The sequence below is a fragment of the Candidatus Pelagibacter sp. PS_41 genome (genome assembly GCF_059417725.1).
The window spans coordinates 384,886-410,931 of the sequence record NZ_CM182062.1 but is presented as its reverse complement, the minus strand read 5'-3'; the positions used below and the strand labels follow the sequence as shown (position 1 = coordinate 410,931).

Annotated in this window: 32 protein-coding genes; 11 read left to right on the top strand and 21 right to left on the bottom strand. The window is 30.4% G+C overall.

The features are described 5' to 3' along the window. Positions 1-22 precede the first annotated feature (22 nt). Positions 23-1,807 (bottom strand): sulfoacetaldehyde acetyltransferase, encoded by a 1,785-nt coding sequence (xsc, locus tag AC5SL8_RS02200; RefSeq protein ID WP_494580500.1) that lies wholly within the window; start codon positions 1,805-1,807, stop codon positions 23-25. A 113-nt stretch (positions 1,808-1,920) separates the two neighbouring features. Between xsc and AC5SL8_RS02195 the strand changes: the two genes are divergently transcribed. From AC5SL8_RS02195 to AC5SL8_RS02185, 3 genes are read left to right on the top strand one after another with little or no spacing between them, the layout of a single operon-like run. Further along, the gene (locus AC5SL8_RS02195; protein ID WP_006997074.1) at positions 1,921-2,205 is read left to right on the top strand and encodes a UxaA family hydrolase; all 285 of its coding nucleotides are present in this window, start codon (positions 1,921-1,923) and stop codon (positions 2,203-2,205) included. A 5-nt stretch (positions 2,206-2,210) separates the two neighbouring features. Further along, positions 2,211-3,377, top strand: a complete 1,167-nt coding sequence (locus AC5SL8_RS02190; protein ID WP_494572649.1) for a UxaA family hydrolase — start codon at positions 2,211-2,213, stop codon at positions 3,375-3,377. A 22-nt stretch (positions 3,378-3,399) separates the two neighbouring features. Further along, positions 3,400-4,473 carry a YeiH family protein gene (locus tag AC5SL8_RS02185; RefSeq protein ID WP_494580498.1) on the top strand — a complete coding sequence of 358 codons (1,074 nt, stop codon included), beginning with the start codon at positions 3,400-3,402 and terminating at the stop codon, positions 4,471-4,473. Here AC5SL8_RS02185 and AC5SL8_RS02180 read toward each other — a convergent pair. The 12 genes from AC5SL8_RS02180 to AC5SL8_RS02125 form a co-directional block, all read right to left on the bottom strand. Next, positions 4,470-5,552, bottom strand: coding sequence for a sulfite exporter TauE/SafE family protein (locus AC5SL8_RS02180; protein ID WP_494580496.1), 1,083 nt, complete (start codon positions 5,550-5,552; stop codon positions 4,470-4,472). The genes AC5SL8_RS02185 and AC5SL8_RS02180 overlap by 4 nt on opposite strands. A gap of 28 nt (positions 5,553-5,580) precedes the next feature. Beyond that, complete coding sequence (locus AC5SL8_RS02175) at positions 5,581-5,715, bottom strand: hypothetical protein (protein WP_494580494.1); 135 nt, start codon at positions 5,713-5,715, stop codon at positions 5,581-5,583. 68 nt (positions 5,716-5,783) lie between these two features. Beyond that, positions 5,784-6,134 (bottom strand): hypothetical protein, encoded by a 351-nt coding sequence (locus AC5SL8_RS02170; RefSeq protein ID WP_494580492.1) that lies wholly within the window; start codon positions 6,132-6,134, stop codon positions 5,784-5,786. Between the two features lie 18 nt (positions 6,135-6,152). Beyond that, a complete protein-coding gene (gene aprA, locus AC5SL8_RS02165; RefSeq protein WP_494580490.1) occupies positions 6,153-8,012 on the bottom strand; it encodes an adenylyl-sulfate reductase subunit alpha in 1,860 nt (619 codons plus the stop codon). Next, on the bottom strand, positions 8,012-8,482 hold the full coding sequence (gene aprB / locus AC5SL8_RS02160; RefSeq protein ID WP_494580488.1) for an adenylyl-sulfate reductase subunit beta: 471 nt from the start codon (positions 8,480-8,482) through the stop codon (positions 8,012-8,014). Before aprB ends, aprA begins: the two co-directional genes overlap by 1 nt. A 19-nt stretch (positions 8,483-8,501) precedes the next feature. Beyond that, on the bottom strand, positions 8,502-9,296 hold the full coding sequence (locus AC5SL8_RS02155) for an adenylyl-sulfate reductase (protein WP_494580486.1): 795 nt from the start codon (positions 9,294-9,296) through the stop codon (positions 8,502-8,504). 104 nt (positions 9,297-9,400) lie between these two features. After that, positions 9,401-9,799 (bottom strand): HIT family protein, encoded by a 399-nt coding sequence (locus tag AC5SL8_RS02150; RefSeq protein ID WP_494580484.1) that lies wholly within the window; start codon positions 9,797-9,799, stop codon positions 9,401-9,403. A gap of 5 nt (positions 9,800-9,804) precedes the next feature. Continuing rightward, positions 9,805-10,575 carry an aminotransferase class IV gene (locus tag AC5SL8_RS02145; RefSeq protein ID WP_494580482.1) on the bottom strand — a complete coding sequence of 257 codons (771 nt, stop codon included), beginning with the start codon at positions 10,573-10,575 and terminating at the stop codon, positions 9,805-9,807. After that, positions 10,538-11,095: an aminodeoxychorismate/anthranilate synthase component II gene (locus tag AC5SL8_RS02140; RefSeq protein WP_494572658.1), complete on the bottom strand. Its 558-nt coding sequence runs from the start codon at positions 11,093-11,095 to the stop codon at positions 10,538-10,540. The genes AC5SL8_RS02145 and AC5SL8_RS02140 overlap by 38 nt, the downstream gene beginning before the upstream one ends. Further along, entirely contained in the window at positions 11,092-12,255 is a 1,164-nt protein-coding gene (locus AC5SL8_RS02135) for a chorismate-binding protein (protein WP_494580480.1), read from the bottom strand. The genes AC5SL8_RS02140 and AC5SL8_RS02135 overlap by 4 nt, the downstream gene beginning before the upstream one ends. Positions 12,256-12,258: 3 nt before the next feature. Further along, on the bottom strand, positions 12,259-13,479 hold the full coding sequence (locus tag AC5SL8_RS02130; RefSeq protein ID WP_494580479.1) for an MFS transporter: 1,221 nt from the start codon (positions 13,477-13,479) through the stop codon (positions 12,259-12,261). After that, the gene (locus AC5SL8_RS02125; RefSeq protein ID WP_494580478.1) at positions 13,476-14,651 is read right to left on the bottom strand and encodes a trans-sulfuration enzyme family protein; all 1,176 of its coding nucleotides are present in this window, start codon (positions 14,649-14,651) and stop codon (positions 13,476-13,478) included. Before AC5SL8_RS02125 ends, AC5SL8_RS02130 begins: the two co-directional genes overlap by 4 nt. 163 nt (positions 14,652-14,814) lie before the next feature. Here AC5SL8_RS02125 and AC5SL8_RS02120 point away from each other — a divergent pair, with 163 nt between their 5' ends. Continuing rightward, a complete protein-coding gene (locus AC5SL8_RS02120) occupies positions 14,815-15,528 on the top strand; it encodes a hypothetical protein (RefSeq protein ID WP_494580477.1) in 714 nt (237 codons plus the stop codon). Here AC5SL8_RS02120 and mnmA read toward each other — a convergent pair. Beyond that, the gene (gene mnmA / locus AC5SL8_RS02115) at positions 15,521-16,636 is read right to left on the bottom strand and encodes a tRNA 2-thiouridine(34) synthase MnmA (RefSeq protein ID WP_494580475.1); all 1,116 of its coding nucleotides are present in this window, start codon (positions 16,634-16,636) and stop codon (positions 15,521-15,523) included. The genes AC5SL8_RS02120 and mnmA overlap by 8 nt on opposite strands. Before the next feature lie 41 nt (positions 16,637-16,677). Between mnmA and AC5SL8_RS02110 the strand changes: the two genes are divergently transcribed. Genes AC5SL8_RS02110 through AC5SL8_RS02100 form a run of 3 tightly spaced genes read left to right on the top strand, consistent with a single transcriptional unit; the run spans position 16,678 to position 17,753 of the window. Beyond that, complete coding sequence (locus AC5SL8_RS02110) at positions 16,678-16,848, top strand: DUF3553 domain-containing protein (protein WP_494572664.1); 171 nt, start codon at positions 16,678-16,680, stop codon at positions 16,846-16,848. An 18-nt stretch (positions 16,849-16,866) separates the two neighbouring features. Continuing rightward, positions 16,867-17,613, top strand: coding sequence for a 3'(2'),5'-bisphosphate nucleotidase CysQ family protein (locus tag AC5SL8_RS02105; protein ID WP_494580793.1), 747 nt, complete (start codon positions 16,867-16,869; stop codon positions 17,611-17,613). Next, on the top strand, positions 17,613-17,753 hold the full coding sequence (locus tag AC5SL8_RS02100) for a hypothetical protein (protein WP_494580473.1): 141 nt from the start codon (positions 17,613-17,615) through the stop codon (positions 17,751-17,753). The genes AC5SL8_RS02105 and AC5SL8_RS02100 overlap by 1 nt, the downstream gene beginning before the upstream one ends. Here AC5SL8_RS02100 and AC5SL8_RS02095 read toward each other — a convergent pair. Continuing rightward, entirely contained in the window at positions 17,745-18,308 is a 564-nt protein-coding gene (locus AC5SL8_RS02095) for a regulatory protein RecX (RefSeq protein WP_494580471.1), read from the bottom strand. The genes AC5SL8_RS02100 and AC5SL8_RS02095 overlap by 9 nt on opposite strands. 28 nt (positions 18,309-18,336) lie before the next feature. Here AC5SL8_RS02095 and AC5SL8_RS02090 point away from each other — a divergent pair, with 28 nt between their 5' ends. After that, positions 18,337-18,810, top strand: a complete 474-nt coding sequence (locus AC5SL8_RS02090) for an ABA4-like family protein (protein ID WP_494572668.1) — start codon at positions 18,337-18,339, stop codon at positions 18,808-18,810. Further along, positions 18,803-19,381 carry a 2-hydroxychromene-2-carboxylate isomerase gene (locus tag AC5SL8_RS02085; protein ID WP_494580469.1) on the top strand — a complete coding sequence of 193 codons (579 nt, stop codon included), beginning with the start codon at positions 18,803-18,805 and terminating at the stop codon, positions 19,379-19,381. The genes AC5SL8_RS02090 and AC5SL8_RS02085 overlap by 8 nt, the downstream gene beginning before the upstream one ends. 1 nt (position 19,382) lies before the next feature. On the opposite strand, the gene AC5SL8_RS02080 is transcribed toward AC5SL8_RS02085, so the two are convergent. Further along, positions 19,383-19,766 (bottom strand): rhodanese-like domain-containing protein, encoded by a 384-nt coding sequence (locus AC5SL8_RS02080; RefSeq protein WP_494580467.1) that lies wholly within the window; start codon positions 19,764-19,766, stop codon positions 19,383-19,385. A gap of 32 nt (positions 19,767-19,798) precedes the next feature. Between AC5SL8_RS02080 and AC5SL8_RS02075 the strand changes: the two genes are divergently transcribed. Beyond that, entirely contained in the window at positions 19,799-20,800 is a 1,002-nt protein-coding gene (locus tag AC5SL8_RS02075) for a glycosyltransferase family 2 protein (protein WP_494580465.1), read from the top strand. Further along, complete coding sequence (bcp, locus tag AC5SL8_RS02070) at positions 20,793-21,254, top strand: thioredoxin-dependent thiol peroxidase (protein WP_494580463.1); 462 nt, start codon at positions 20,793-20,795, stop codon at positions 21,252-21,254. Before AC5SL8_RS02075 ends, bcp begins: the two co-directional genes overlap by 8 nt. Before the next feature lie 62 nt (positions 21,255-21,316). Here bcp and AC5SL8_RS02065 read toward each other — a convergent pair whose 3' ends face one another. The 5 genes from AC5SL8_RS02065 to AC5SL8_RS02045 all read right to left on the bottom strand — a co-directional run bounded on the left by AC5SL8_RS02065 (position 21,317) and on the right by AC5SL8_RS02045 (position 26,041). Next, on the bottom strand, positions 21,317-22,618 hold the full coding sequence (locus AC5SL8_RS02065) for an ammonium transporter family protein (protein WP_494580461.1): 1,302 nt from the start codon (positions 22,616-22,618) through the stop codon (positions 21,317-21,319). 144 nt (positions 22,619-22,762) lie between these two features. Beyond that, positions 22,763-23,038 (bottom strand): HU family DNA-binding protein, encoded by a 276-nt coding sequence (locus AC5SL8_RS02060; RefSeq protein ID WP_271495401.1) that lies wholly within the window; start codon positions 23,036-23,038, stop codon positions 22,763-22,765. Positions 23,039-23,178: 140 nt separating this feature from the next. Next, the gene (rseP, locus tag AC5SL8_RS02055; protein WP_494580460.1) at positions 23,179-24,312 is read right to left on the bottom strand and encodes an RIP metalloprotease RseP; all 1,134 of its coding nucleotides are present in this window, start codon (positions 24,310-24,312) and stop codon (positions 23,179-23,181) included. A 36-nt stretch (positions 24,313-24,348) separates the two neighbouring features. Then, positions 24,349-25,116, bottom strand: a complete 768-nt coding sequence (locus AC5SL8_RS02050) for an ABC transporter permease (RefSeq protein ID WP_494580458.1) — start codon at positions 25,114-25,116, stop codon at positions 24,349-24,351. Then, the gene (locus tag AC5SL8_RS02045) at positions 25,106-26,041 is read right to left on the bottom strand and encodes an ABC transporter ATP-binding protein (RefSeq protein WP_494580456.1); all 936 of its coding nucleotides are present in this window, start codon (positions 26,039-26,041) and stop codon (positions 25,106-25,108) included. Before AC5SL8_RS02045 ends, AC5SL8_RS02050 begins: the two co-directional genes overlap by 11 nt. Between the last annotated feature and the right edge of the window lie 5 nt (positions 26,042-26,046).

Below are 26,046 nucleotides of genomic sequence, written 5' to 3'. Positions count from 1 at the left end.
GATAAGATATTTTTAAAAGATCTTAAGATACCAATGATGGTTGCTTGATCATGTCTTCTTTTTTGATCCCTGCAACTTTAACTGGTTTTTTCATAGCATCTCTTCTGAAAGGCTCTCCCAGTTCTTGGTTAAGAATTACTTCAATAAATGTTGTAATCCCTTTCTTTTGATCTTCGCATGATTGTTTAAGAGCAACTGTAGTCTCTTCCATTGTACGAACTGTAACACCTTTTAAACCACAAGCATCAGCTACTTTTGCATAACTTAATTCTGGATCAAGTTCAGTGCCAACAAAATTATTATCAAACCATAAAGTAGTATTTCTTTTTTCAGCACCCCATTGGTAATTTCTAAAAATCACCATCGTAATTGCTGGCCATTCTTTTCTAGCACATGAGCTCATCTCATTCATACTAATACCAAACGCACCATCACCTGCAAAACCAATTACTGGTGTATCAGGGCATCCAATTTTTGCTCCAAGAATTGCTGGAAAACCATATCCACATGGACCAAATAATCCTGGCGCTAAATATTTTCTTGGTTTTTCGAATGTAGGGTATGCATTTCCAATAGCACAATTGTTTCCAATGTCGCTTGAAATAATTACATCATCAGGCATACCTGCTTGAATTGCTCTCCATGCTTGTCTAGGAGACATTCTATCAGAGTCTCTTTTCCTAGCTTCAGCATTCCAAACTGTTCCTTTATCATCGTCTTCATGATCTAAGCTTGATAGCTCTTGCAACCAAGCAGATTTAGTTTGGTGGATTATGTTTTTTCTCTCTTCTCTATTAGTATCTCCTGCTGTTGGAGAAAGTTGAGCTAAAATTTGTTGAGATACTAATTTTGCATCTCCACAAATACCAACTGTAACTTTTTTAGTTAAACCAATTCTATCTGAATTCATATCAACTTGGATAATACTTGCATCTTTAGGCCAGTAATCCATTCCATAACCTGGCAAGGTTGAGAAAGGATTTAATCTTGTACCAAGTGCAAGAACTACATCAGCTTTTTTAATTAATTCCATTCCAGCTTTAGATCCATTATAACCTAACGGTCCAGCAGCTAATGGGTGACTTCCTGGAAAACTATCATTATGTTGATAACCTGAACAAACTGGAGCATCTAATTTCTCAGCTAATTTTTTACAATCTTCAATCGCTCCACCAATTACAACACCTGCACCAGATAATATTACTGGAAACTTTGCGTTTGATAATAAGTCAGCTGCTTTTTTAATTGCATCAACTCCACCTGCTTGTCTTTCAAGTCTAACAATTGGAGGAAGATCAATATCAATAACTTGTGTCCAATAATCTCTTGGTACATTTATTTGTGCAGGAGCTGATCCTCTGATCGCTTTTTCAATTACTCTATTTAATACTTCTGCCATTCTTGAAGGGTCTCTAACTTCTTCTTGATAACAAACCATATCTTTAAATAAATTCATTTGTTCTACTTCTTGGAAACCACCTTGGCCCATAGTTTTATTGGCAGCTTGAGGTGTTACCAATAATAATGGTGTGTGGTTCCAGTATGCAGTTTTAATAGGAGTAACAAGACCGGTAATTCCAGGACCATTTTGAGCAATAACCATTGACATTTTGCCAGTAGATCTTGTGTAACCATCAGCAATTAATCCACCGTTTGTTTCATGAGCAACATCCCAAAAAGTAATTCCAGCATCAGGAAAAATATCTGAAATAGGCATAAATGCAGAACCAATAATTCCGAATGCGTGTTCAATACCATGTATTTGTAAAACCTTTACAAAAGCTTCTTCAGTTGTCATTTTAGTCATAATAATTAGGCCTTCCTGCTTAAGTTTGTTAAAAAAATCTATAAATAATTTGTTAATTTTTAAGATTAATATATAAGAATTTAAAAATTTCAAACAAACAAATCGACCCAATTATGGCCACAGATATTATAATACATGATGAGAAAGACAACGTAGGAGTAGTTGTTATTGATAAAATCACTCCAAAACAAGATTGTGCATGCTGGATTATGGAGAATGATAAAACAGTTCAAATTCAATCTGTTGACGAAATTCAATTAGGACATAAAATTGCAATGGTTGATCTTAACGAAGGTGACACTATTTTGAAATATGGTCATGATATTGGAAAAGTAGTTAAATCAATCAAAAAAGGTGAGCATGTTCATGTTCATAATGTAAAAACTAAGAAATGGTAAAAAATATGGAAATTCCAAAAAGTTTTTTAGGTTATAAAAGAGAAAATGGCAGAGTTGGTACTAGAAACCATGTGATCATCTTGCCTGTAGACGATATTTCAAATGCTTGTGCTGAAGCTGTAGCAAACAACATTAAAGGAACAATTGCCCTTCCTCACTCTTATGGAAGACTTCAATTTGGTGCTGATTTAGATTTACACTTTAGAACAATGATTGGGACTGGAAAAAACCCTAACGTTGCTGCTGTAATTGTTATTGGAATTGAACCTAAGTGGACAAAAAGAATCGTTGATGAAATTGCTAAAACTGGAAAACCTGTTGAAGGATTTCATATTGAAAGAACTGGTGATATTGGAACAATTATGAAAGCTTCTAAAAAAGCTCAAGAATTTGCAATGTGGGCTTCTGAAAAACAAAGAGAAGAATGTCCTTTAAGTGATTTATGGATTTCGGTTAAATGTGGTGAATCTGATACAACATCAGGTCTTGCTGCTAACCCAACTGTTGGAAACCTGATGGATAAATTAGAGCCATTAGGAGTTCATTTATGTTTTGGTGAAACATCAGAGTTAACTGGTGCTGAAAAAGTTTGCGCTACACGTGGTGCAACCCCTGAAGCCTCAAAAAAGTTCATGAAAACATGGAGCGATTACAACGATTTTATTTTAAAAGAAGCAACAGATGACCTTTCTGAAAGTCAACCAACTGCAGGAAATATTGCAGGTGGATTAACTACAATTGAAGAAAAAGCGTTTGGAAATTTCCAAAAAATTGGAAATTGTAAGTTTATCGATGTTTTAGAGCCAGCTGAAGAACCTACTAAAGGAAAAGGATTATACTTTATGGATACTTCATCTGCTGCAGCAGAGTGTATTACCCTTCAAGCAGCTGCTGGATTTAACATTCATTTATTCCCAACAGGTCAAGGTAATATTGTAGGTAACCCTATTGAACCAGTTGTAAAATTAACTGCCAACCCATTAACTGTAAAAGGCATGGGTGAACATATTGATTGTGATGTATCAAAAATATTATCACGTGAGATGAACATGTCTGAAGCAGGTGATGAATTAATTAAATCGATGATTAGAGTTGCTAATGGCAGATTGACTTGCGCAGAAGCTTTAGGTCATAAAGAGTTTGTTATGACTAAACTTTACAGAAGTGCTTAATAATAAAATCTAATAAATATTCATGATATTTAAAAAATACCTGGTCGTTGTACCAGGTATTATTTTAGCATTTGTTCTCTACAGTTTATCTCAAGGTTTTAATAATATCATTGGAATTGAATTGTTAGGCTATGAAAAAAGCCCAATATCTACAGCAATGATTGCTATTTTACTTGGAATGGTTTTTGGAAACATATTTCAAATGAGAAACAACTTCGTTAAAGGTTTAGAATTTACTCAGTCATATATTCTCAAACTTGGAATAATTTGTTTAGGAATTCAGTTAAAACCTTTTGAGTTTATAGAATTTGGTGCAATAGCAATACCTTTAATCATAATTTGTATTGTAGCTGTACTGATAGTTATAAAGCTATTAATTAAAAAACTCAAAATCCCTACTAGAATGGCCTATTTGATTTCTATTGGCAGCACCGTATGTGGGACAACAGCAATTATGGCGACTGCTCCTGTAATAGGTGCAAAAAAAAATGAAGTATCTTATGCAATCGCTAACATCACATTGTTTGGAATTTTATCAATGCTCTTATACCCTTATTTTGCCAACCATTATTTTGATGCTGAGCCAATGTTTGTTGGTTTATTTTTGGGGACATCAATTCATGAAACATCTCAAGTAGCTGCTGCTGGACTTATTTATGATCAACAATTTAATAGTCCCGAAGCACTGAATGTTGCAACAGTAACAAAATTAATAAGAAATACATTTCTGGTAATAATGATTCCTCTATTTGCATATCTTTATAATAGAAATAATGTTGTTAAAAAAGACTATTCAATAATTGCAATTTTTCCTTATTTTGTACTAGGTTTTGTGGCTATGATAATTTTAAGGAATATTGGAGATCAATTTTTTTTAAACACTTATAATAATTTGTGGCTAGAAGCAGTTGATACTATCAAATCATCATCAAAAATATTTTTAACAATGGCGATGGCTGCTATTGGTTTGTCTACTAATCTAAAAGATCTTAAAAGTATGGGTTACAAACCATTTTTGGTGGGGTTTATAGGGATGGCGACAGTAGGCTTGGTTAGTATTTTAAGTATAGAATTTTATATTAATTTCTTAAACTAAGATTTCTTCAGTAACATCTTTTTTTTAAAATTAGAAAAAACACGTCTAATAAGAGCGGTTCCAACTCCTAAAATAATTGCAAACATAATTGAAAATAATCCATAAAAAAATGGCATGTCTTCTGAAAATTCTAAAATAAATAATGAGAAAAAGTTTAAATCTGAAGTTAATACTTGTATTATTTCTTTTTCAGTTTGCTCAGCAAAAAAAGTATCATAAGCAATAGCTATACCAACTAACAATAATAAAATTGCCAGTAGTGCTTTTAAACCAGAACTATCAATTTTTTCACCAAGTTTTTGTCCTATTTGAACACCTATAATCGATCCAATAACTAACATTAGTACTAGCATTAAATCTATAGATCCAAAATTAAATGAATGCAAAAAAGTAACTATGACACTCACAAAAATTGTTACAAACAGAGAAGTTCCTGGAACTAATTTTGTTGGCATTTTAATTATATAAATCATTGCAGGTACCAATATAAAAGCACCTCCTATACCCATAATAGCTGCAATAAATCCTACAATTAAACCAATTATAATTGGGGTAAATATACTTTCGTATAATTTTGATTTTGGAAATCGCATTCTTAATGGAAGACCATGTATCCAATAATGAACATGTAATTTTTTTTTAATAATAAGATTTCTTTTTGCTCTGTCTATTTCTCCAAGACTTTCGACTAACATTAATGTGCCAATTATTGCAAGTATATACATGTAGGCTAAAGAAATAACTGTATCAATTTTTCCAATACCTTTAAAATATGTAAAAGTATAAATACCTAATGTAGTTCCAATAGTTCCACCAATAACAATCATAAGACCCATTTTATAATCTAAAGTATTTTTTAAATAATGAGTTGTTGATCCTGATACCGATGTTGCAAGAATATTGTTAGCTTCATTTGCAACTGCATATGCAGGTGGTACACCTAAAAAAATTAAAAATGGTGTCATTAAAAAACCACCACCAACACCAAATAAACCTGAGAGCACTCCAACGATTGCACTTAATAAAAGTATTTCAATGGGGTTAACAAATACTTGTGCTATTGGTAAAAATACTTCCATAAAAAATTAATAGTTGTTAAAAAACAACCTAATTAAATGTGATAAAAGTTCCAATTAAAATAACACCCCAATAAGCAGCTAGACTAACGAAGATCCCTGTTTTTATTAAAGTTGCTTTAAAATTTGAAAGTTTATTTATTATTTTTATGTTGAAAATTGACATTACAACCGTCAATACACCCAGTTAATTATTTGTCAAATAAATAGTTTATCTAAAATGATTTTTTTTTATTAGTAGATGGTCGCTCCAAAAACTTTGACTTCATCCCCCTCAACACCAAGGACCAATCTTCCAAGGAACTCACCTTCAATTTCCTTACTCCTCTGTTTGAATAGAACTGTGATGTTTTGGCCTCGTCTTAAACAGCCAAATGCCTGATAGTCTTCTTTTAAGCTTGTTAAAAGCTTATTATTAGCCCACTGCTTTCCAAGCTCAACTTCATTCGCACCAAACAACATTTGAGTACCAAAATCTTTAGTGAAACCACCATAATCTTTCATATTTGAAGTTTTAACAAGATTGTCCCAAATAGGATTAGCAATTGCTATAATCTCATCATCAGATTTCTCTAATAAATTCATAATTTAAGTTTTACTATTTTAAGAAGCTTTTTTCTTCTCGTTCTCGTCAACTATGTGATAAACTGGAACTTTCTCAAGTGAAAATTTACCAGTTTTAGGATCACGTCTAGAAACCGTTAAACAATGCCAATTATCATCGTCAAGTTTCATGTGATCACCTCTGTAATAGTAACCAGGCCAACGTGTTTCCTCACGAAACATAGTATGTTCTGTAACACACTGTGAAGTTAAAGCTCTATGCTTTAATTCCCAAGCTCTCATTAGTTCGTGGTAATCTTTAGCACCAACGTTTTCTAAATCTTCCTCTAACCAAGCCAATAATTCTAAGCCTCTTTTAAGCATATTACCATTGGTCATATAGTTAGTTGCAATTCCTCCAACATATTCGTCCATAATTCTTTGTAGACGTTGTAGTCCTTGAATAGGTGAAATGTAGCTTGGTGAAACTGTTCCACCAGTAATTTCGTTTTGACCTACAGTGTAGTTTTCCAAAGGTTTATAAACTGTAGCTTTAAAATCTTCACATTGTTTATCAGAAACTTTAATTCCTTCAGCTTTTTTATCTTCAATATATTTTACAGCAGCTTTTGCAGCTAAACGTCCTTCTGTGAAAGATCCAGATGAAAATTTATGCGCACTTCCACCAACTGTATCTCCAGCACCAAAAAGTCCATCAATAGTTAACATTCTATTGTATCCCCAAAAGTATTCTGGTGGAGATAAGTCTTCTGGTCCACTTACCCAAGCTCCTGAACAAGTTGCATGAGAACCCATAACGTAAGGCTCAGATGTTGTTAGTTCTGGATTTGTGTACTTAGGGTCAATATTTTGTGATGCCCAAACAACAGCTTGACCAACCGTCATACCAAGGAAATTTTCCCAGCCAACAGTCTCTAAATGTGGATCTTGGAATGCTTCAGTAGTAACCATGTGAATTGGTCCACCACCTGCCATTGTTTCTTGAATAAATGCATGATTTCTTAAACATGTTGGAGTTGGATGATGGTCAATGTATTCACCAACTAATTCTTTAGTTTGGTCGTACCATTTCTTCTCGTAGTTTTCTCCATTCGCATTTTGAGTATAAGTTTTAAGATGTAAAAAATATGCTCCAACTGGACCATAACCATCTTTAAATCTACATAACACAATTCTATTTTCCATTTGTGTCATTTTAGCGCCAGCTGCAATTGGTAATGCATAAGCAGAACCATTACTCCATGGTGCATACCAAGTTCTTCCCATTCCTTCACCAACGGCTCTTGGTTTGAAAATATGAGAAGCTCCACCAGCTGCAACGATTACAGTCTTTGATCTAAATACATGAAAATCACCGGTTCTCATGTTGAAGCCTACAGCACCACCTACTCTATTTTCTTGAGTCTCATCCATTAAAAGATGAGTAATCATTATTCTATTATAAATTTTATCAGCAGATTTTTTGGCAGCTTCAGCAACAATTGGCTTATAGCTTTCTCCATGAATCATGATCTGCCATTTACCTTCTCTAAGGTAACGGCCAGTTTTTTCATTCTTCATCATTGGTAATCCCCACTCATCAAACATATGAACAGTTGAATCTACGTGACGAGCCATATCATATCCTAAATCTTCTCTAACCATTCCCATTAAGTCATTTCGAGCATATCGTACATGATCTTCGGGTTGGTTTTCTCCCCACTGCATACCCATATAACAGTTGATAGCATAAAGACCTTGAGCAACCGCTCCACTTCTATCAATATTAGCTTTTTCAACACAGATGATTTTCATATCTCTGCCCCAGTGTCTAGCTTCAAATGTAGCACCTGTTCCAGCCATACCTCCACCAACTACTAAAACATCACAATCTTCAAAATGTGTCTTATGCTTAGCCATTAGTAGTAAACTCCTTTTTTAAATGAGTCTTTTGGAACTGACGGTAAATCTCCATCAATATTTAAACCTTTTGGTTCAGTGTAAAGTCTTTGTGAATTAATTTCACCTTGATTAGGTTTATCAACTTCAGCTAATTTTGGTATAAATTTTCCCCAAGGCTTTGTTGTAATTGGAGACACAAAATCCTTTGTAGTTCCATTTCTAAATTTAATTTTCCAAGAGATAGTTCCTTTTTCTTCTTCACGTCTAACCCTAACACTGTGACCCATTGGTGCAAAGTCTGCATAACCACGAACATCTATTGCATGATTAGGGCACGCTTTTACACATGAATAACATTCCCAACAAAAGTTAGGTTCGATATTTACTGCTCTTCTAATATTTTCATCAATGTGCATGATATCTGAAGGACAAATATCTACGCAGTGACCACATCCATCACATCTCGTCATGTATACAAAAGTTGACATATTATTTTACCTCTCTCTATTAATAGTGCTTTGGTTGTTCTCTTTTAATGCCTAATCCAAATTGTTTTGGTGCATCTGCAAGTGGAGGAAGATTATCTCTTGAACCATCTGCTTCAGCTAAGTTTTTTTGGATAGCTGCACCAGGTTTATAAAACATGTGTGCAAATTTTGACCAATAAACTCCCCCAAATAAAACAATGTTTGAGGTAATAAATAAAATTAAAAATAAATAACTAAGTCCCATTGAATTTGATGATTGAAAATAAGACCATGCAAGTCCAGTAGTTGCGCAAGCTAATAATGCTAAAACAAATAAGTCTGCTTTAATAATTCTATACCAAGGATGAGCTTCGGCTAATACATCAACTCTTAAAAATAACCAAAACCAATATCCACCAACACAAGTCATAATTGCTCCAATATGCCAAATCATTGGCCATATTGTAGGTGTCATTATTTCTTTCCCAGTATAACAAAAAACCATTACAACTGAGGCTACCCAAAATAAAATAGTGCCATACATACCTAGTACATGCGCAACTCTTCTTTTTCCAGCTCCAAGTTCTGCTGTTGTTGCAATGTCATGTACTACAGTTTTTAAAATTACTGATGTTTTTTCAGCTGCACCCAATTCTCTATCAGCTGACAATTTTGCTTTTTTTGCGTTATTAAAAAAATAAGTAACATTTTTATGATGGATCATCTGAATAATTGTTCCAATAATAATAAGAGCAATCATTGCTAATACAAAAAATTGTATAGTTGCTGGAGATATAGTTTCAGCCAAAACTGAAAAAGGGTTAATTGACATCATAATTAGTAGTACCTTAATTTAGATTCTATATTGATTGTGATTTTTTAGTACAGTTAAAATAATAGATCAACCGTTTTATATGGGTTATTTTATCATATAAGGTTTTACACCTTGCGCTTGTAATGTTGTTGCTTTGGTATAACCGACCGAACTCCTCCTTGTGGGTTATCAACATCACCTTCTCTACGAGGAATTAAATGAATATGACAATGCAAGATTGACTGTCCAGCAATAGCGCCAGCATTTGTTCCAATATTAAACCCTTTAACTGCAGGATCTTTTAACATTATTTCTTCTTTAATTTGCTTGATTAAATTATTGCAAGCAATCACCTCATCATCATTTAAATCAAAATAATCCCTAACATGACGTTTTGGAATAATTAAACAATGAAATTCAGACACAGGATATGTGTCATAACTAGCATAAGCAAACTCATTTTCAGCGGCCAAACCACTTTGTTTAGAATTGCAGAATAGACAAGGATTGTTTGGGTCGAACATAAATATTATTTATAGATAGAACATTTGTTAACTTCACTTTTATAAAAACTAGAAAATATTTTATAAAATTTTAAACTTTTTCTCTTCCAATTAATTTCATTAATATTTTTTATTGATGCAACACCTTTTCCAGAGCCAATAAGAAGGATTTCATCATACTCAGATAAACTTTTAATCAAAATATCTTTACTAATAATTTTTCCTAATTTCTTTTTAAAAAACCTATAAGTTATACCTTTGTAAATATTATTAAGTGGAGAATATACTTTATCATTTTTTATAAATAGCATATTTGAAGTTCCACTTTCTAAGATAGTATTTTTGTAACAAAGTCCCACATCCGAGGTGGTATTATTCATTTTTGATAAATGCTTAAGTATAAACTTATATTTAAGATTTTTATATTTAGGATCAAATCTTTTATGATTTATGAGTTTTAAATTAAAATTTAATTTGGGAGTTTTTCTGTTTCTTAATGAAATTGATATCATCTTTTTATTTACAGCAACCCTAAGAAGATGATTATAAGATTTTTTTCTATCAATATTTAATTTTATTAATTTAAGAATATTTTTTTCAAGATTGGGAGTATTTAATTTATAAACCTTTAAAGATTTAATTAAATTTTTAATATGTTTTTTAAAAAAAAGTATCTTTGCTGGTTTTCCAAAAATCCACATTGTTGTAAACACACCCTTGTCCCCCCAAAGATCATTAAAATTAATTTCTTGGTTGGTTTTAAGCTGATAAGATTTTTTTAATAAGTAAGTTACCATTTTCAGTTAAAAAAGATTCAGGGTGAAATTGAAAGCCATATATTTTCTCTTTATTATTTTCTATTGTCATTGCTGTATTTGAAATAGCACACCTCATTGTAATTTCAAAATTTTTGGCAGTAAACGGCTCTTTTAATTTTAGAGAGTGATATCTACCTACAGTGAATTGACTATTTCTTTTAAATAATGAGTTTTTGCTAGTTACTTTTATTTTAGATTGGAAACCATGGTAAATCTTTTTTTGTTCAATTATTTTTCCATTTTCACAATGAAGAATTTGTTGAAACCCAAGACAAATTCCAATAATTTTTTTTTTACCTTTGAATTTTTTATAAATCTCAGAACTAATTGGGTAGTTTTTTGGAGCACCTGGACCTGGTGAAAAAACAATAATATCTGCTTTTTTTAATTTACTTTGATTTATTTTATTAAAATTAGTGCAAACCACTTCATCAAAATTTTGAAATTGATGCACTACGTTTTGAGTAAAAGAGTCATGATGATCGATAATGTATATCATTTGTAAAGATCCATTAATGACTTTGCTTTAATATAGTTTTCATCAAATTCATGAGCTGCATTGCTGTCAATTACCACTCCTGAAGCCACAGAAATTTCTGATTTACCTTTAAAATTTAATATCGCTCTAATAATGATATTAAACCTCATATCCCCATTGAACTTTAAGTAACCAAAACTACCTGTATAAATATTTCTACTTTGTTTTTCCTGTTTGTTTAACAAATTTAATGTACTAATTTTAGGACATCCTATTACAGAACCCCCTGGCATCATTGCTTTTATAATCTCTAATGAGGTAACTTTATTCTTGAGTTGTCCTCCAATTAAACTCACATAATGATAAAGATCTTTGTATTCTTCAACTATCTTCTTTTTTAAAATTTTTACTGAACCTGGTTTACAAATTTTAGATAGGTCGTTTCTTTCCATATCAACAATCATGTTGTGTTCTTTGGATTCTTTTAAGTTTTTTCTAAAAAAAGTAAGGGCTTTATTTTTATTTAATTTTTTAGTTTTTTTTAAAGTGCCTGCTATAGGCTTCGTTGTTATAAAATTATTTTTTTTTGTTATCAAATTTTCAGGTGAGCAGCTTATTATTGAATAATTTTTATCCTTAATCATAAAAGCTTCGGGTGCCATATTACTTTTTACAAGTCTACAAAAGAAGTCTAAAGCATCAATTTCTGATTTATTACTATATTTCGTACAAATTTTAATCTGGTATGTTTCTCCAGATTTTATTTTCTTTTTAAATTTATCAAATATTTTCTTATAGGATTTGTTATTAATATTTATCTTAAATAAATCATTAGCATTTAATGATCTTGTCTTGTTATACTCAAGATTATTTGAAAGTTTTATTTTTGTTTCAGGTTTGTAAAATATTCCTTTAGGGAAACTTATTGTTTTTTGTTTTTTAATTTTTACCTCAATTAAATTATTTAATATTTCATAGCCAAAAAAACCGATAAATAGATCTGTTTCTTTGTGGGGGGATCTCGATCTATTATTTTTATTAATAAATTTTTTAATATTATTATTGTTTAAAATGATCTTTTTCGAAAAGTCTGTATAAAGATCAAACCCTTTATCTGATTTATAGATTATGAAGGGTTTCTTTGAATTATTTAAATCCAGTAAGTAGTTTTTCTTATTCAATTTCTATTCTGTTTTTAGTCTTAGAACTGCCTCTTCTTTAATTGGTAAATGTATTATTGCTGCAAAAACAGATAAAGCAATTGCTAAATACCAAGCATAATCATAAGAGCCATATAAATCATGAAATAGTCCTCCAAGAAATGCTCCAAAAAATGAGCCTACTTGGTGACTTAAAAAAACTATTCCATAAAGAATACCAAGATATTTTGTTCCAAAAATATGAGCAACTATTCCACTTGTAGCAGGTACTGTTGAAAGCCATAAAAAACCAAAACTTGCACCAAAGATAAATGCATTAATGTTACTTGCGGGTAAAAATATGAATAATATAATTGAAATTCCTCTCAATGCATAAATAGAGCTTAAGATAATTTTTTTACTAATTTTTGTAGATAGATATCCACTTAATAAAGAACCAAATATGTTAAATAATCCAATTAATGACAATATTGCAGCAGCCGTCCAGCTTTCTAAACCTCTATCTATTACGTATTTTGGGACGTGTGTTCCAACTAAAGTTATATGAAAACCACATACAAAAAACCCTGAGACTAAAAGTATATAACTTTTGTTTTTGAAAGCTTCCTTAAATGCCTCTATAGCGCTTTGGTTGTTTGGTTTTTCAATGGATTGAGATAAAGAAGGAGATCTAACAAAGAAAGCCACTATAAGTCCAATAAATAAGAATATCGTGAATACAAAAAGTGTGTCCACCCATCCATTTTTAATTAACGAATAACTCGTATAAAGCGGAGAGATAAAATATCCTAAAGAACCAACGGCTGTCACTATACTCATTGCTATAGTTCTGTTTGATAGTGGAAAATGTTTTCCAACAATGGACATTGGAATACTAATTGCTGTTCCACCCAAACCAATTCCAACTAAAAGTCCTAAATCTATCTGAAAAAAAATTCCAGTATTTGGACCAGCATATAAAAAATAAATTCCTAAAATATAAAAAATAAAAGCTAAACAAATCGCTTTATGTCCACCATATTTGTCTGCAATGGCTCCAAATATAGGACCAGTTAAACCCCACATTAACATTTGAATGCCAATTGCTAATCCAGATTGAGTTATTGAGATATCCAGATCATTTTTAAAATCCATAAAAAACAAACCAAAAGTTTGTCTAACTCCAAGAGAAATTAAAACTACAATACAGGCTGCAATCAGCGTTATTAAAGCTGTTCTATTTTGAATAAATTTTTCTGAACTCATTTAACGTGTTTAATAGATCTTTTTAAATCATCAATGAGATCTTTTGGATCCTCTAAACCAATATGTAATCTAACTAAATGTTCATCTTTTGCTAATTTTAAATATTTTCTATTGCCCTGTTCTCTTTTGTCTTGATATAAAGCCAAACTTTCAAACCCACCCCAACTATAACCATAGCCAAATAACTTAAGAGAATTTACAAATTTGATCACAGAATTCTTATTTTTAGATTTTATTTTAAGACCCATTAATCCTGATGCACCAGAATAATATTTTTTCCACATTCTAAAATTGAATGAATCTTTTTTGTGGGGATATAAAAGTTTTATATTTTTGTAATTAGACAAAAATTCTGCAACTAACTTTGCATTTTTTTGATGTCTGTCTAACCTAACATCTAAAGTCCTAAGACCCCTTGTTATTAAATACGCATCATCTGGTCCAAGTCTTAGACCGGTAATTTTATTTGTTTTGTCAACTTGTTTAAAAACTTTTTTATTAACAGCTAAAGTTCCACCCATTACATCTGAGTGTCCTGAGTAATATTTGGTAGCTGATACTATAGACATATCAAATCCTAAGTTCATAGGTTTTAAAAAATATGGTGTTGCCCAAGTATTATCAATTGCAGTTAAAACTTTATTCTTTTTTGCAATTGAAACTATTTTACCTAAATCTTGAAAATCAAATGTGTTACTTCCTGGATTTTCAACAAAAATTAATTTAGTTTTTTTTGTAATTGCTTTTTCTAAAGTTTTCAGATCATGTGGGTTATAAAAAATTGATTTTATATTAAACTCACTTAAAAAATTTTCTGTTAAAATTCTTGTTGGTGAATATGTGGGATCAGCCACAATAATTTCATCACCTGGTCGGGTAACACTGAAGATTGACAAAAAAACTGCACCAAATCCTGTTGGAGTTAAAAAAACATGATAAGCCTCTTCAATTTCTTTAAGAATTTGTGATAAAATATGTGTTGTTGATGTACCTTGTCTTCCATAATCAAAATGTCCACCCGTTGGATCTTTTTTGCTTTTCTCTTGCATTTTTCTAATATCTTGCATGGATTTGAAGATAATAGTTGATGCTCTAACAATTGGAGGGTTGACTGACTGATTATGGTAATCTTTAGCTGTATGTTTAATGAATGTCTTAAAAGATTTAGTCATAAAAAATTTGATAAGTTCATAGGAGAATGCTATATCCCTCGAATTACGTCAATAAAATTAATTATAGGATAGTATGGGTTACCCAAAAAAACATAGAGGTCGAAGAAAACAGGGTTCTAAAAAAAGAAGAGCCAAAAGAAAAAATAAAAAGAAATAGTTTCCAATGGAGCAGATCAACAGGGTTAAGTCCATAAGTATATGGATTTTTATCGTACCGTTTGTTGCAGTAAATACTTGCTTAATACTAATAACCCAATTTCAAGAATTATTTCCTAATCAAGAGGATATCATCCACAATACAATACCTTATTTTGATGGAGGAGCTTCCATCAGCAGAACTGCAAGACCTTATCCGTCGTGGCTTGTTTTTAAACCAGCAATGTTTTTAACCTCATTCCTATTAATTAAATATTGGCTATTCAATAAAGCTATTGCATCCTCATTTGAAAAAAATCATAAATATATTAATAAATTTGTTTATTTTGGGATAGCTTCGGCAATAGCCTTAACTGTTCACTCAATTTTCCTAGGAATAAAATTTGATAATGATTTTTATAAATTATTCAGACGTGTTGTTATGCTTATGTTTATAATTTTTGAAATTGTTGCCCAAGCATATCTAGTTGCAACTTTATACTCTTTTAAAGATAAACTATCTAAGTATATTAATAAAACTTATCTAACTTTAAAATTATATCTTGTAAGCATTTTAATTGTTGTAGCAGTAATAAGTGTCCCTATAATTAGTTTACCAGGTAATAATTTTTTAGGTTTTAGTGTAAAATTTTTTAAACATGGTTTAGAGTGGAATTATTTTATAGGCGTAATAACATTTTATCTATTAACTTATTTGATGTGGAAAAAAAAAATTAATTAGTTATCCACCCACCCCCAAGAACTTTATACCCATTATTATTTTTTGAATAAAAAACACACGCTTGACCTGGAGCAATACCATGCTCCTCTTCTAATAAAAGAACATTAGCTGTAGTGCTGTTTATATCAATTTTAGCTTTTATTAGTCTTCCAGTGGATCTAACTTTGACTAATAATTCTTTTTCAAAATCTTTATGATTATTAGTAATAATATTTAAATCTTTTAAATTTATTTCTGTTTTAACAAGATGCTCTTTAGAGCCAACGATTATTTCATTTTTATTAGCAATTATTTTTATTACATACAAAGGATTTTTATCGGAAACACCAATTCCTTTTCTTTGGCCAATTGTATAGTTAATTATGCCATCATGTACTCCTATTACATCACCGTCAATATTCTTGATGTTGCCTTTGCTAAAAGAATTAGGTCTAAATTTTTCTATAACAGAAGCATAATCACCATTTGGAACAAAACAAATATCCTGACTGTCAGGTTTATCTGCAACATTAAGATCTAAATCTCTTGCTATTTTTCTAGTTTCATCTTTTAGCAAGTTTCCAAGTGGAAATCTTAGAAAATTTAATTGATCTTTTGTTGTATTGAATAGAAAATAACTTTGATCTCTATTTAAGTCAATTCCACGGTACATATCAGTATTATCAAAGTCTGTTATACTTTTTACGTAGTGTCCTGTAACTAGCGCATCAGCTTTTAATCTTTTTGCTTCTTTAAACAAATCTGTAAACTTAACTGTTTTATTACATTGAACACAAGGAATGGGTGTTTCTCCATTTAGATAGCTATCAATGAAGTTATCAATAACTCCCTCTTTAAATTTATTTTGATAATATAAAATTTTATGTTCAATTTTTAATTTATCAGCTACCCTTTTTGCATCCATAATATCTTGTCCGGCACAGCATTGTTTTGAAGATGCGGTTTCTTTATTATCATTGTAGAGCTTTAGTGTTATTCCAATAACGTTATAGCCCTCGTTTTTCATCATCGCTGCAACTGTAGAGGAGTCAACTCCTCCAGACATAGCAACAACAACTAACGTATCTTTTGGATCTTTGGCTATTCCAATTGAATTCAATTTTGTCATATTTACTAATATTTATTAGTATATTATCTATAAGTAAATTAATGATTTTAGATTTTGAACCTGGTGACAAAGTAACTAATCCTGACAACAAAGAATGGGGTATTGGACAAGTTCAATCAATAATTAATGGTAAAGTTACAGTAAATTTTGAAAATGTAGGAAAAAAAGTAATCAACTCTAAACTAATAGAATTAAAAAAATTATATAAATGAATTTAGAAGAAAAAAAAAATAACCCTTTCGTTAATAGATACTTTTAATAAAGCAGGAAAAGTAGCTTTAGATCTTAGAGAAGCAGGATTAACAAAAGAAACTAAGTCGGACAATACGCCTGTAAGCAATGGAGATATTGAGGTTAATAAACTTCTTACTAATAAAATAAAAGAGATTACACCTAATATTATAATTGTTTCAGAAGAGAGTGCAAATCACAAGCAGGATATTGATTTAAATAATTTTTGGTTAATAGATCCAATAGATGGAACTAGGGATTATATAAATAATAGAAATGAGTTTACTCTAAATGCATCATTAATCTTAGATAAAAAACCAGCAATAGGAATTATAACTGCTCCTGCAAAAAATAGAGTTTTTTACTCATATGGATTATCACATAGTTATGAGTTGATTAACACTCAAGAAATTCAATTAATAAATAAAAAAAAAAATCATAATACAATAACAGCTGTAAGTTACTCTAATGAATTAAAACCAGAAATTTTAGAAATACATAAAAAAAATAATATTACGTCATATCAAAAAATGAAAAGCTCCTTGAAATTCTGTGTAATTGCTGCTGGTGAATTTGATATGTATGTTGCTGAGCCTAGAGCTTGTGAGTGGGACATTGCTGCAGGGCACGCAATACTTGAACATGCAGGAGGTAAAATAACAGATTTTAATGGTCGTGAAATACTTTATGGTAAACCAAGTTTTAAAAACCCAAGTTTAATTTTAAAAAGTAAAAATATACTGTAATGGATGAACAATTAAGAATAATATTGATTATAATAGTTTCAGTTTCAATATTTGGTCTTGTAACTTTTGTATTTGTTAGAAACTATATCAAAAATATTATCAACCAATTAGTTAAGAAAGATAAAAAAAAATCAAAGTAGTTTAATTATCTTTAAATAGTCAGCTTGATCAATATCCATTATTCTTTTTGATGTTTCAAAGTCAAAACCATTTCTAGCAAGTAAAGAAATATCTTTTTTGTAGAATAAAGTTCTATTGTCTTCTGCTCTAGCAGGTCCAATTCTTTTTTTTTTACAAATCTTTATACCTGAGAAAAAATCTTGATCAGAATTATCCTCTTTAATCTTATCAATAGTTTCTTTGATGTAGGTGTCATCAATGCCCTTTACCATTAAGTAGTTTCTAATTTTATTAATTGAGCTACCTCTTTGAATAAGGCTTCTTGATTTACTTTCTGAATAAAATTTATCACTAATAAATTTACTTTTTTCAAGATCTACTAAAACAATATCTATCAAATCAGTAATATCTTGTTTTTTAACATTAGGGACATTTGCTTTTAAATATTTTTTTAATAAGTAGGTTCGTAGTTGTTGTTTTGAAGGAGCATATTTCTCTATGTAAGCGAAGGAAAAATTTCTCATTTCTTCCATGGTAACTTCTAGTGTTTTTTTTCTATTTCTTATGGGAATCATGCTATCTTGTAATATAATACACTAAAAAATGATTGATCAAATTTATACATATTTTACTATTGAGATGATTTTTCTATGGTTGAATTTAGGTGTTTTGCCATTCTGGCTAGTGTTAATAATTTTTCCACAATCACAAATATGTAAGGTTTTTATAACATCAATCTTTCCTATTTCTATAATAAGCTTGGTTTATTCCTATTTGTTATATTCATTGTTTAATGATGGTTATGATTTTCTAAGAAATTTTGAGCTTTATTTAGGGTTAAACTCAATTTTAAATCTATTTTCAGATAGATCTTTTTTAATTTTATTTTGGTGTCATTTTTTAGCTATAAATTTATTTTGTGGTGGATGGATTGTTAAAGACTCTCAAAAATTTGGTATCAATAAGATATTGATAACTTTACCTCTCATATTAACTTATTTTATTGGACCAATAGGAATTACTATTTATTGGTTTATAAGAATTTTTTATTCAAAAAAAATAAGTCTATATGACTAAGGAATTAGAATTCTATTTTGACTTTATAAGTCCATATGCATACCTAGCTCATAAAAAAATCCAGTCACTTCCAAGCAGTATTAGAACAAGTTATAAGCCTATATTATTAGGTGGTCTTCACAATTTAGAGGGAATAACAGCTCCCGCATTTATAAAATCAAAATTAAAAAATATGATTAATGATTGCAATCTTGTTGCAAAAAAATTTAATTTTAATTTCAAGTGGAATGATAAGTTTCCCCTAAACTCATTAAATATCATGCGTGGTTACTTTTCGGTGAATTCAACCATTAAAGATCAGTATGTAAATACAATGTTTGATGCATATTGGAAAAACAATTTGGATATTACTGATGAAAAGATATTAATTACTCTTCTTAAAAATTGCAAAATTGATCCTGATCAATTTTTTGAAACAATTAAAGAACAAATGATTAAAGATAAATTAAAAGAGGCCACTAAAGATGCTCACGAAAAAGGAATATTTGGTGCACCAACTTTTATGATTAATAATCAAATATTTTGGGGTCAAGATCGATTAGAGTATGCATTAGATGAATACAGTAGTTAGGTTAGACTATTTCAAAATCACTTTGACTAATTGCAGCAAATCCACCATCAATATGTGAAACCGTTTCAAAGCCCATTTCTTTTAAAGATTTTGCAGCAAGAGCAGATCTTAAACCACCCGCACAAAATAAAACCATTTCTTTATTCATGTCCAGCTTACCATCTTTGAAATAAGCACTATTTGGATCTAACCAAAATTCTAACATTCCTCTGGGAATATGGTTAGAGTTTTCAACTCTACCCATTTTATCCAATTCACCTTTTTCTCTAATATCAATTAAATTACATTTTCCTTCATTGGACAGCTTTAAAGCCTCTGCAGGAGTAATAGTTTTAATTTCTTTAAGTGCCTCAGAAACAAGAGTTTGTGATGATTTAATAGTCATAATACTGTAAAAATATAATCATAAACAATTATATGAAAAAGACCATCCTTAAAAAATTATTTATTAAAATTTCAAAATTTTTAGGATATCAGATTATTGATCAGGCAAATTTTTACTCCCCCACTCTTGATAAAGAATTAAGTAATGATCTTTCTTCAATTAACAAAAAATCTATTGTTTTGCCACTAGGCGAAGTTCCAATTACTAAAAAAGTAAAATCTGTACTGTTAATTTTTAGAACTAATACAGATATTGAGATTTGGGATCAAAATAAAAGAAGATTATTTGAAAAGCCAAAAATTGAATATTCATTAAGATCTTTAAATTCACTTATTAAATCAATTAAATTTTCTAAAAACAAATATTCTAATATAAATTTCAAAATGATAATTGTAGATGACAAGTCTAAAAAAGAAAACTTTGAAAAAATAGAAAAATTAATAAATGAAAGTAATCTAGATATTAATATTATTTCAGTAGATCATGAAAAATATAAAAATAAAATTAAGCCACAAAAAACTCATCAAACTTTTTCAAATTTGGCAAGCTTGCTTCAATGTTTTGAATTAGGAAAAAAATATGGTGAAGATTTAATTTACTTTGTAGAAGATGATTATTTGCATTTTGAGTCAATGCTAGAAGAAATGATTGCGTCTTATGAAAGAATTGCTTCCCAGGTTAATAGAGATATTTTTATGTGTCCTGCTGATTATCCCTATCTTTATATGAATAATCAAAAGAGTAATATTATAATTGGTAATAAGAGACATTGGCGTACAATTAATCAGACCTTGTGTACTTTTCTTACAACTAAAAATTTACTTAACAAATATTGGGAAAACTTTAATAAAACTTGTCTAGATAGACATGATCCTTTTGAAAAATATTTAAATGATATTTATAAAGATGAATTTTGTATATCACCTTTAAAGAGTTTATCTTTGCATTTAACCAACATAAACTCTAGTTATGGTCTATCCCCTTTTATAGATTATAAAAAACTATGGGATGCAAATGAAATAGTTGATGCTTAAGATAAATTCTAAAGCTCCTAATTTTAATCTAGTTTCTACTAATGGTAGTTCGTATTCATTAAAAAATTCTATTGGAAAATATGTAGTTCTATATTTTTATCCAAAAGATGATACTCCAGGATGCACTATTGAGACTAATGACTTTAATAAATTATTATCTAAATTTAAAAAACTTAATTGTGAGGTATTTGGCATTTCAAAAGATAACCTTAAAAGTCATCATAAATTTAAGGAAAAATATAATATTAAATTTGATCTTTTAGTAGATGAAGAAATTAAAATTGTAAAAAGTTATAAAGTTTGGGCTAAAAAAAAATTTATGGGTAAAGAGTTTATGGGTGTAGTTAGAAGTACATTTTTGATTGATCCTAAGGGTAAAATTGTAAAAATTTGGGACAATGTAAAAGTTAAAGATCATGCACAAGAGGTCTTGAGTACCCTAAAAGACCTTTAGAAATAAAAAAGGCCCCAATTAAGGGGCCCCTTTTCAACTATAAGAGAGCAATAGTTATTTTTTTAATCTCTAATTGCGTAAGCAATTACACCTGTTTCTGAAACGTCTGTACCTTTTGTTTCAGCTTCTTTACTTAATCTAAGACCAACAGTTGCCTTCATAATCGACCACACAATGTAAGCAATAACAAAGATAAATATATTAACTGCTAGTACTCCAATTAACTGAGCACTAAAAGAAGCATCAGGGTTAGTTGCTGGTACAATTAATGTTCCCCAGATACCTGCGAACAAGTGAGCTGGGATAGCTCCTACAACATCATCAATTTGTAAAGCAAATAATAATTTAGTACCGTAGACAACAATTACACCACCTACACCACCAATTAAGATAGCAGCTAATGGAGATGGCATTAATGGTTCAGCTGTGATTGCAACTAATCCACCAATACATCCATTAAGCATCTGTACAACGTCAGTTTTTCCAAATCCTAATCTTGTAACTGTTGCAGCAGCCATTACACCACCAGCTCCAGCTAAGAACGTATTAATAAAGATTGTTGACACAGCAATTGCATCAGCAGCAGTTCCCATAGCTAGTTGTGAACCACCATTGAAACCAAACCAACCTAACCATAAAATAAATACACCAACTGTAACTAATGGAATTGATGAAGCAGCAAATGGCTTAATAGGAGCTGGCGCACCAGACTTTGTAAATCTTCCAAGTCTTGGTCCAATTATTATTGCGCCCGCTAAAGCTGCAGCACCACCAGTTGAGTGCACAAGAGTTGAACCAGCAAAATCAGAAAAACCTAATTCTGCTAACCAGCCACCACCCCACTGCCAACCCATTACGATTGGATATAAAATTCCAGCTAAAATTGCTGCAAATAAAAAGAATGGCCATAATTTAATTCTTTCCGCCATTGCACCTGATACAATAGATACTGTAGTTGCACAAAATACCATCTGGAAATACCAATCAGATCCATCTGAATAACCTGTTTCAATTGCACTACTATCAGACCAAGGAATAATAGTTCCTATATATCCACCTTCTGGTATGCCGTAAGCTAAATTATAACCTACTAACCAGAACATTATTCCAGCTATTGAAAATAAACCGATATTTTTTGCACAAATTACTGATACACTTTTTGAAGTTACCATCCCAGATTCTAGCATTGCAAAACCCGCCGCCATGAACATGACAAGGAAACCACAAATTAAAAATAATAGAGTATTAAAAATAAACCCTACTTCTGCTGACACTGTAGTCTCAGCATGCCCAACACTTGTTAAGCCCATTAATATTACTAATGAATATAAAAGTGCTGTTATTAGTTTAATCATTTTAGTCATAAGACCTCCCGTTTAATGAAAAGACTTATAATTTAGTGACTTACAAAAACTAACGTTGATTAGGTAAAATAGCTATGCAGTATTCGCATATAGAAACGGCCTAATTGCTTATACTTAAAACATTTAGGCCGTTTAAAAAAAGTGTTATTTATTGAATACTTCTTTTAATGCTTTTGCTGGTAAGAATTTAACTTTTTGAGAAGCTCCGATTTGAATTTGCTCTCCAGTTCTTGGATTTCTTCCAACTCTAGCTTTTCTTTTTGCTACTTTATAAGTACCAAATCCGGCGATTTTAACTGAATCATCGCCTTTTAAAGCATCTAGAATAGTGTTTGTTATCGTATCAAAAGTACGCTCTGCATCAGCTTTACTTAGGTTTAAAGAACCTGAAAGTTTAGCGATTAGTTGTTTTTTGTTCATTTATTTAGCTCCGGTTTTATTGGTTATTTTCACATAATTTACATAAAACCCTATAAATCAAGCTTTTTATTAGTGTCTCTTAAAATAAAAACCTCAACATGTTGTGATTAATTAAATAAACGTTGATTTTAAAGGGTTATTTAAGAAATGTAATTGTTAAAAAACTTAAATAAACCAACATCTTTTAGGTCATTAAATGTGGTGAAAAACATCAATGATAACAATAAAAACATACCGATTCGAAAGAAACCTTCTTGTGTTTTTTGTGATAAGGGACGACCTAATATTTTTTCAATTCCATAAAACATTAAATGTCCACCATCAAGCATTGGAATTGGAAACAAATTGATTAGCCCTAAACTTATAGAAATATAGGCCATTAAACTAATAAAAGGTAAAATACCAAATTCTGCAACCTGCCCACTTATTTTTGCAATTCTTATGGGTCCACCTAATTGTGAGCTATCACCATTTCCAGCGATCATACTACCTAAGTATTTAAGTGATGAGGTAGTCACATAATAAACCTCATTAACAGCATAATATATAGCTTTAGAGGGACCAAGTTTTACATGGTTTACTTCATTATTGTAAGCTCCAAGTTTTATGCCAATCATTCTTTTATTGATTTTATTACCAAGATTGTCTTCGCTGTTAACTAAATTGGGCTTAACTCTAAAAATTAGTTCTTGATCAAATCTTTTTATAGTAAAGCTTATAAATTCATCAGTAGACATGGTGATAAATTTAGAGACATCCATTATGCTTTTTACCTCATTGCCATCAATTGAAATCACAATATCATTATCTTTTAGGCCTGCTACCATTGCAGGGCTATCTTTTTGAACTTCATTAATCACAGCTGGAGTAAAGTCTTTGCCAGCAAATGTATAAATTGAAAAAAATATCAAAATTGCTAATAAAAAATTAGCTAAAGGGCCACCAAAAACAATTAAAGCTCTTTGATATAAAGGCTTTAATACAAATAATTTTTCTTGATCTTCTTTACTATATTCTTTTATAATTTTTTCATTATCAGCTTGGCTATAAACATTTCTATCACCAAAAAATTTAACATATCCACCAAGTGGTATGACACAGATCTTCCATCGCGTACCAGATTTATCATTCCAACCAAACATTTCTTTTCCAAATCCAATGGAAAAATCAGTAACCCCTACTCCATAGCGTTTAGCAAAATAATAGTGCCCATATTCATGGATAAAAACCACTACAACAATTAGAGCTATAAAGGGTAAAATATAAGATAACATAATGATGGTTTATAATACTGTTTTTAAACTAAATTTCTAGCTCTTAATATTATAACCTTTTTTAAGTAAGATGCTCACAAGTGTAATACAGACCATTAAGAAGAAGACCATTGAGCTGATACTGATCCAGATATTAAAATCAGACACCCCATAAAAAGAAAATCTTAAACCATCAATTAAATAAACCACAGGATTAAAATAAGAAACTGTTTGCCAAAACGGTGGCAGCATATCAAGAGAATATAAACTTCCTCCAAGAAAAACCATGGGTGTAATAACTAACGACGGGATTATAGACATTTGTTCGAAGTTTTTACTAACAACACCAATTAAGAAACCAAATAATGCAAAGGTAAAAGAAACCAAAACTAATAAAAATATCATCAACGTTGGATATTTGACTGTGACATCAGCAAAAAAGGATGCGGTGGTATAAATTACAGTTCCAACGATTAATGTTTTGGTAGCTCCTGCTCCAACAAAAGCAATTACTGTTTCAAGTGTTGAGATAGGTGCTGCTAAAATTTCATTAATAGTTCCATTAAATTTTGGAAAAAATATTCCAAAAGATGTATTGCTTATAGATTGAGTTAACAAGGTTAACATTAATAATCCAGGGACAATGTATGATCCGTAACTCACACCATCAATTTTTTGAATATAACTGCCAATAACTGAACCGAAGACAACAAAATATAATGAGGTTGATATAACAGGAGATAAAATGGATTGACCTACAGTTCTTATAAATCTATTCATCTCGTGAACATATATAGCTTTAAAACCATAATAATTAAATTTCATTGTTCTCCTTTACCAAATTAACAAATATTTTTTCTAATGTGCTTTGTTCAGTTTTTAAATCTTTTAATTTTAAGCCAGCATCTTTTAAATTTTGCAATAAATCTGTAATCCCAGTTTTTTCTGCCTGAACATTATAAGTATAAATTAAATTTATATTTTCATTACCTATTTCAAGATTATACTTAGATAAATCTTCAGGTATTTTTGTAATTTTTTCTTGTAACTCTACAGTTAACTTTTTATGGCCCATTTTTTTAATAAGTTCTTTTTTGTCTTCAACAACAATAATTTCACCTTGATTAATAACAGCCACCCGATCAGCAATAGCTTCTGCTTCTTCAATATAATGAGTAGTTAGAATAATAGTTACTCCTGTTTTTCGAAGTTCATCAACAACTAGCCACATATCTCTTCTAAGCTCAACATCTACACCTGCTGTTGGTTCATCAAGAAACAATATTTTAGGCTCATGCGATAAAGCTTTAGCAATTAAAACTCTTCTCTTCATTCCGCCCGATAATTGTCTAAGCCTTTGGTCTTTTTTATCCCACAAGGTTAAATCTTTTAAAACTTTTTCAATATGTTTTGGGTTAGGTGATTTTCCATAAAGTCCCCTAGAATAAGATACAGTATCAAAAACTGTTTCAAAAGATTCTAAATTTAGTTCTTGAGGAACAAGTCCTATTCTTGATCTTGTCTCTCTATAATTTTTTATAATATCAAAATTATCTATTGTAACTGTGCCTGAGGAAGGCTTAACAATACCACAAATAATACTAATTAAACTAGTTTTGCCAGCACCGTTTGGTCCAAGCATTGCAAGAATCTCTCCTTGTTTTACTTGAAGACTAATATTCTTAAGTGCATTAAAGCCATTATCATAAACTTTGGATAAGTTGTTAATGGATATTTGAATCTCAGACATTTGTT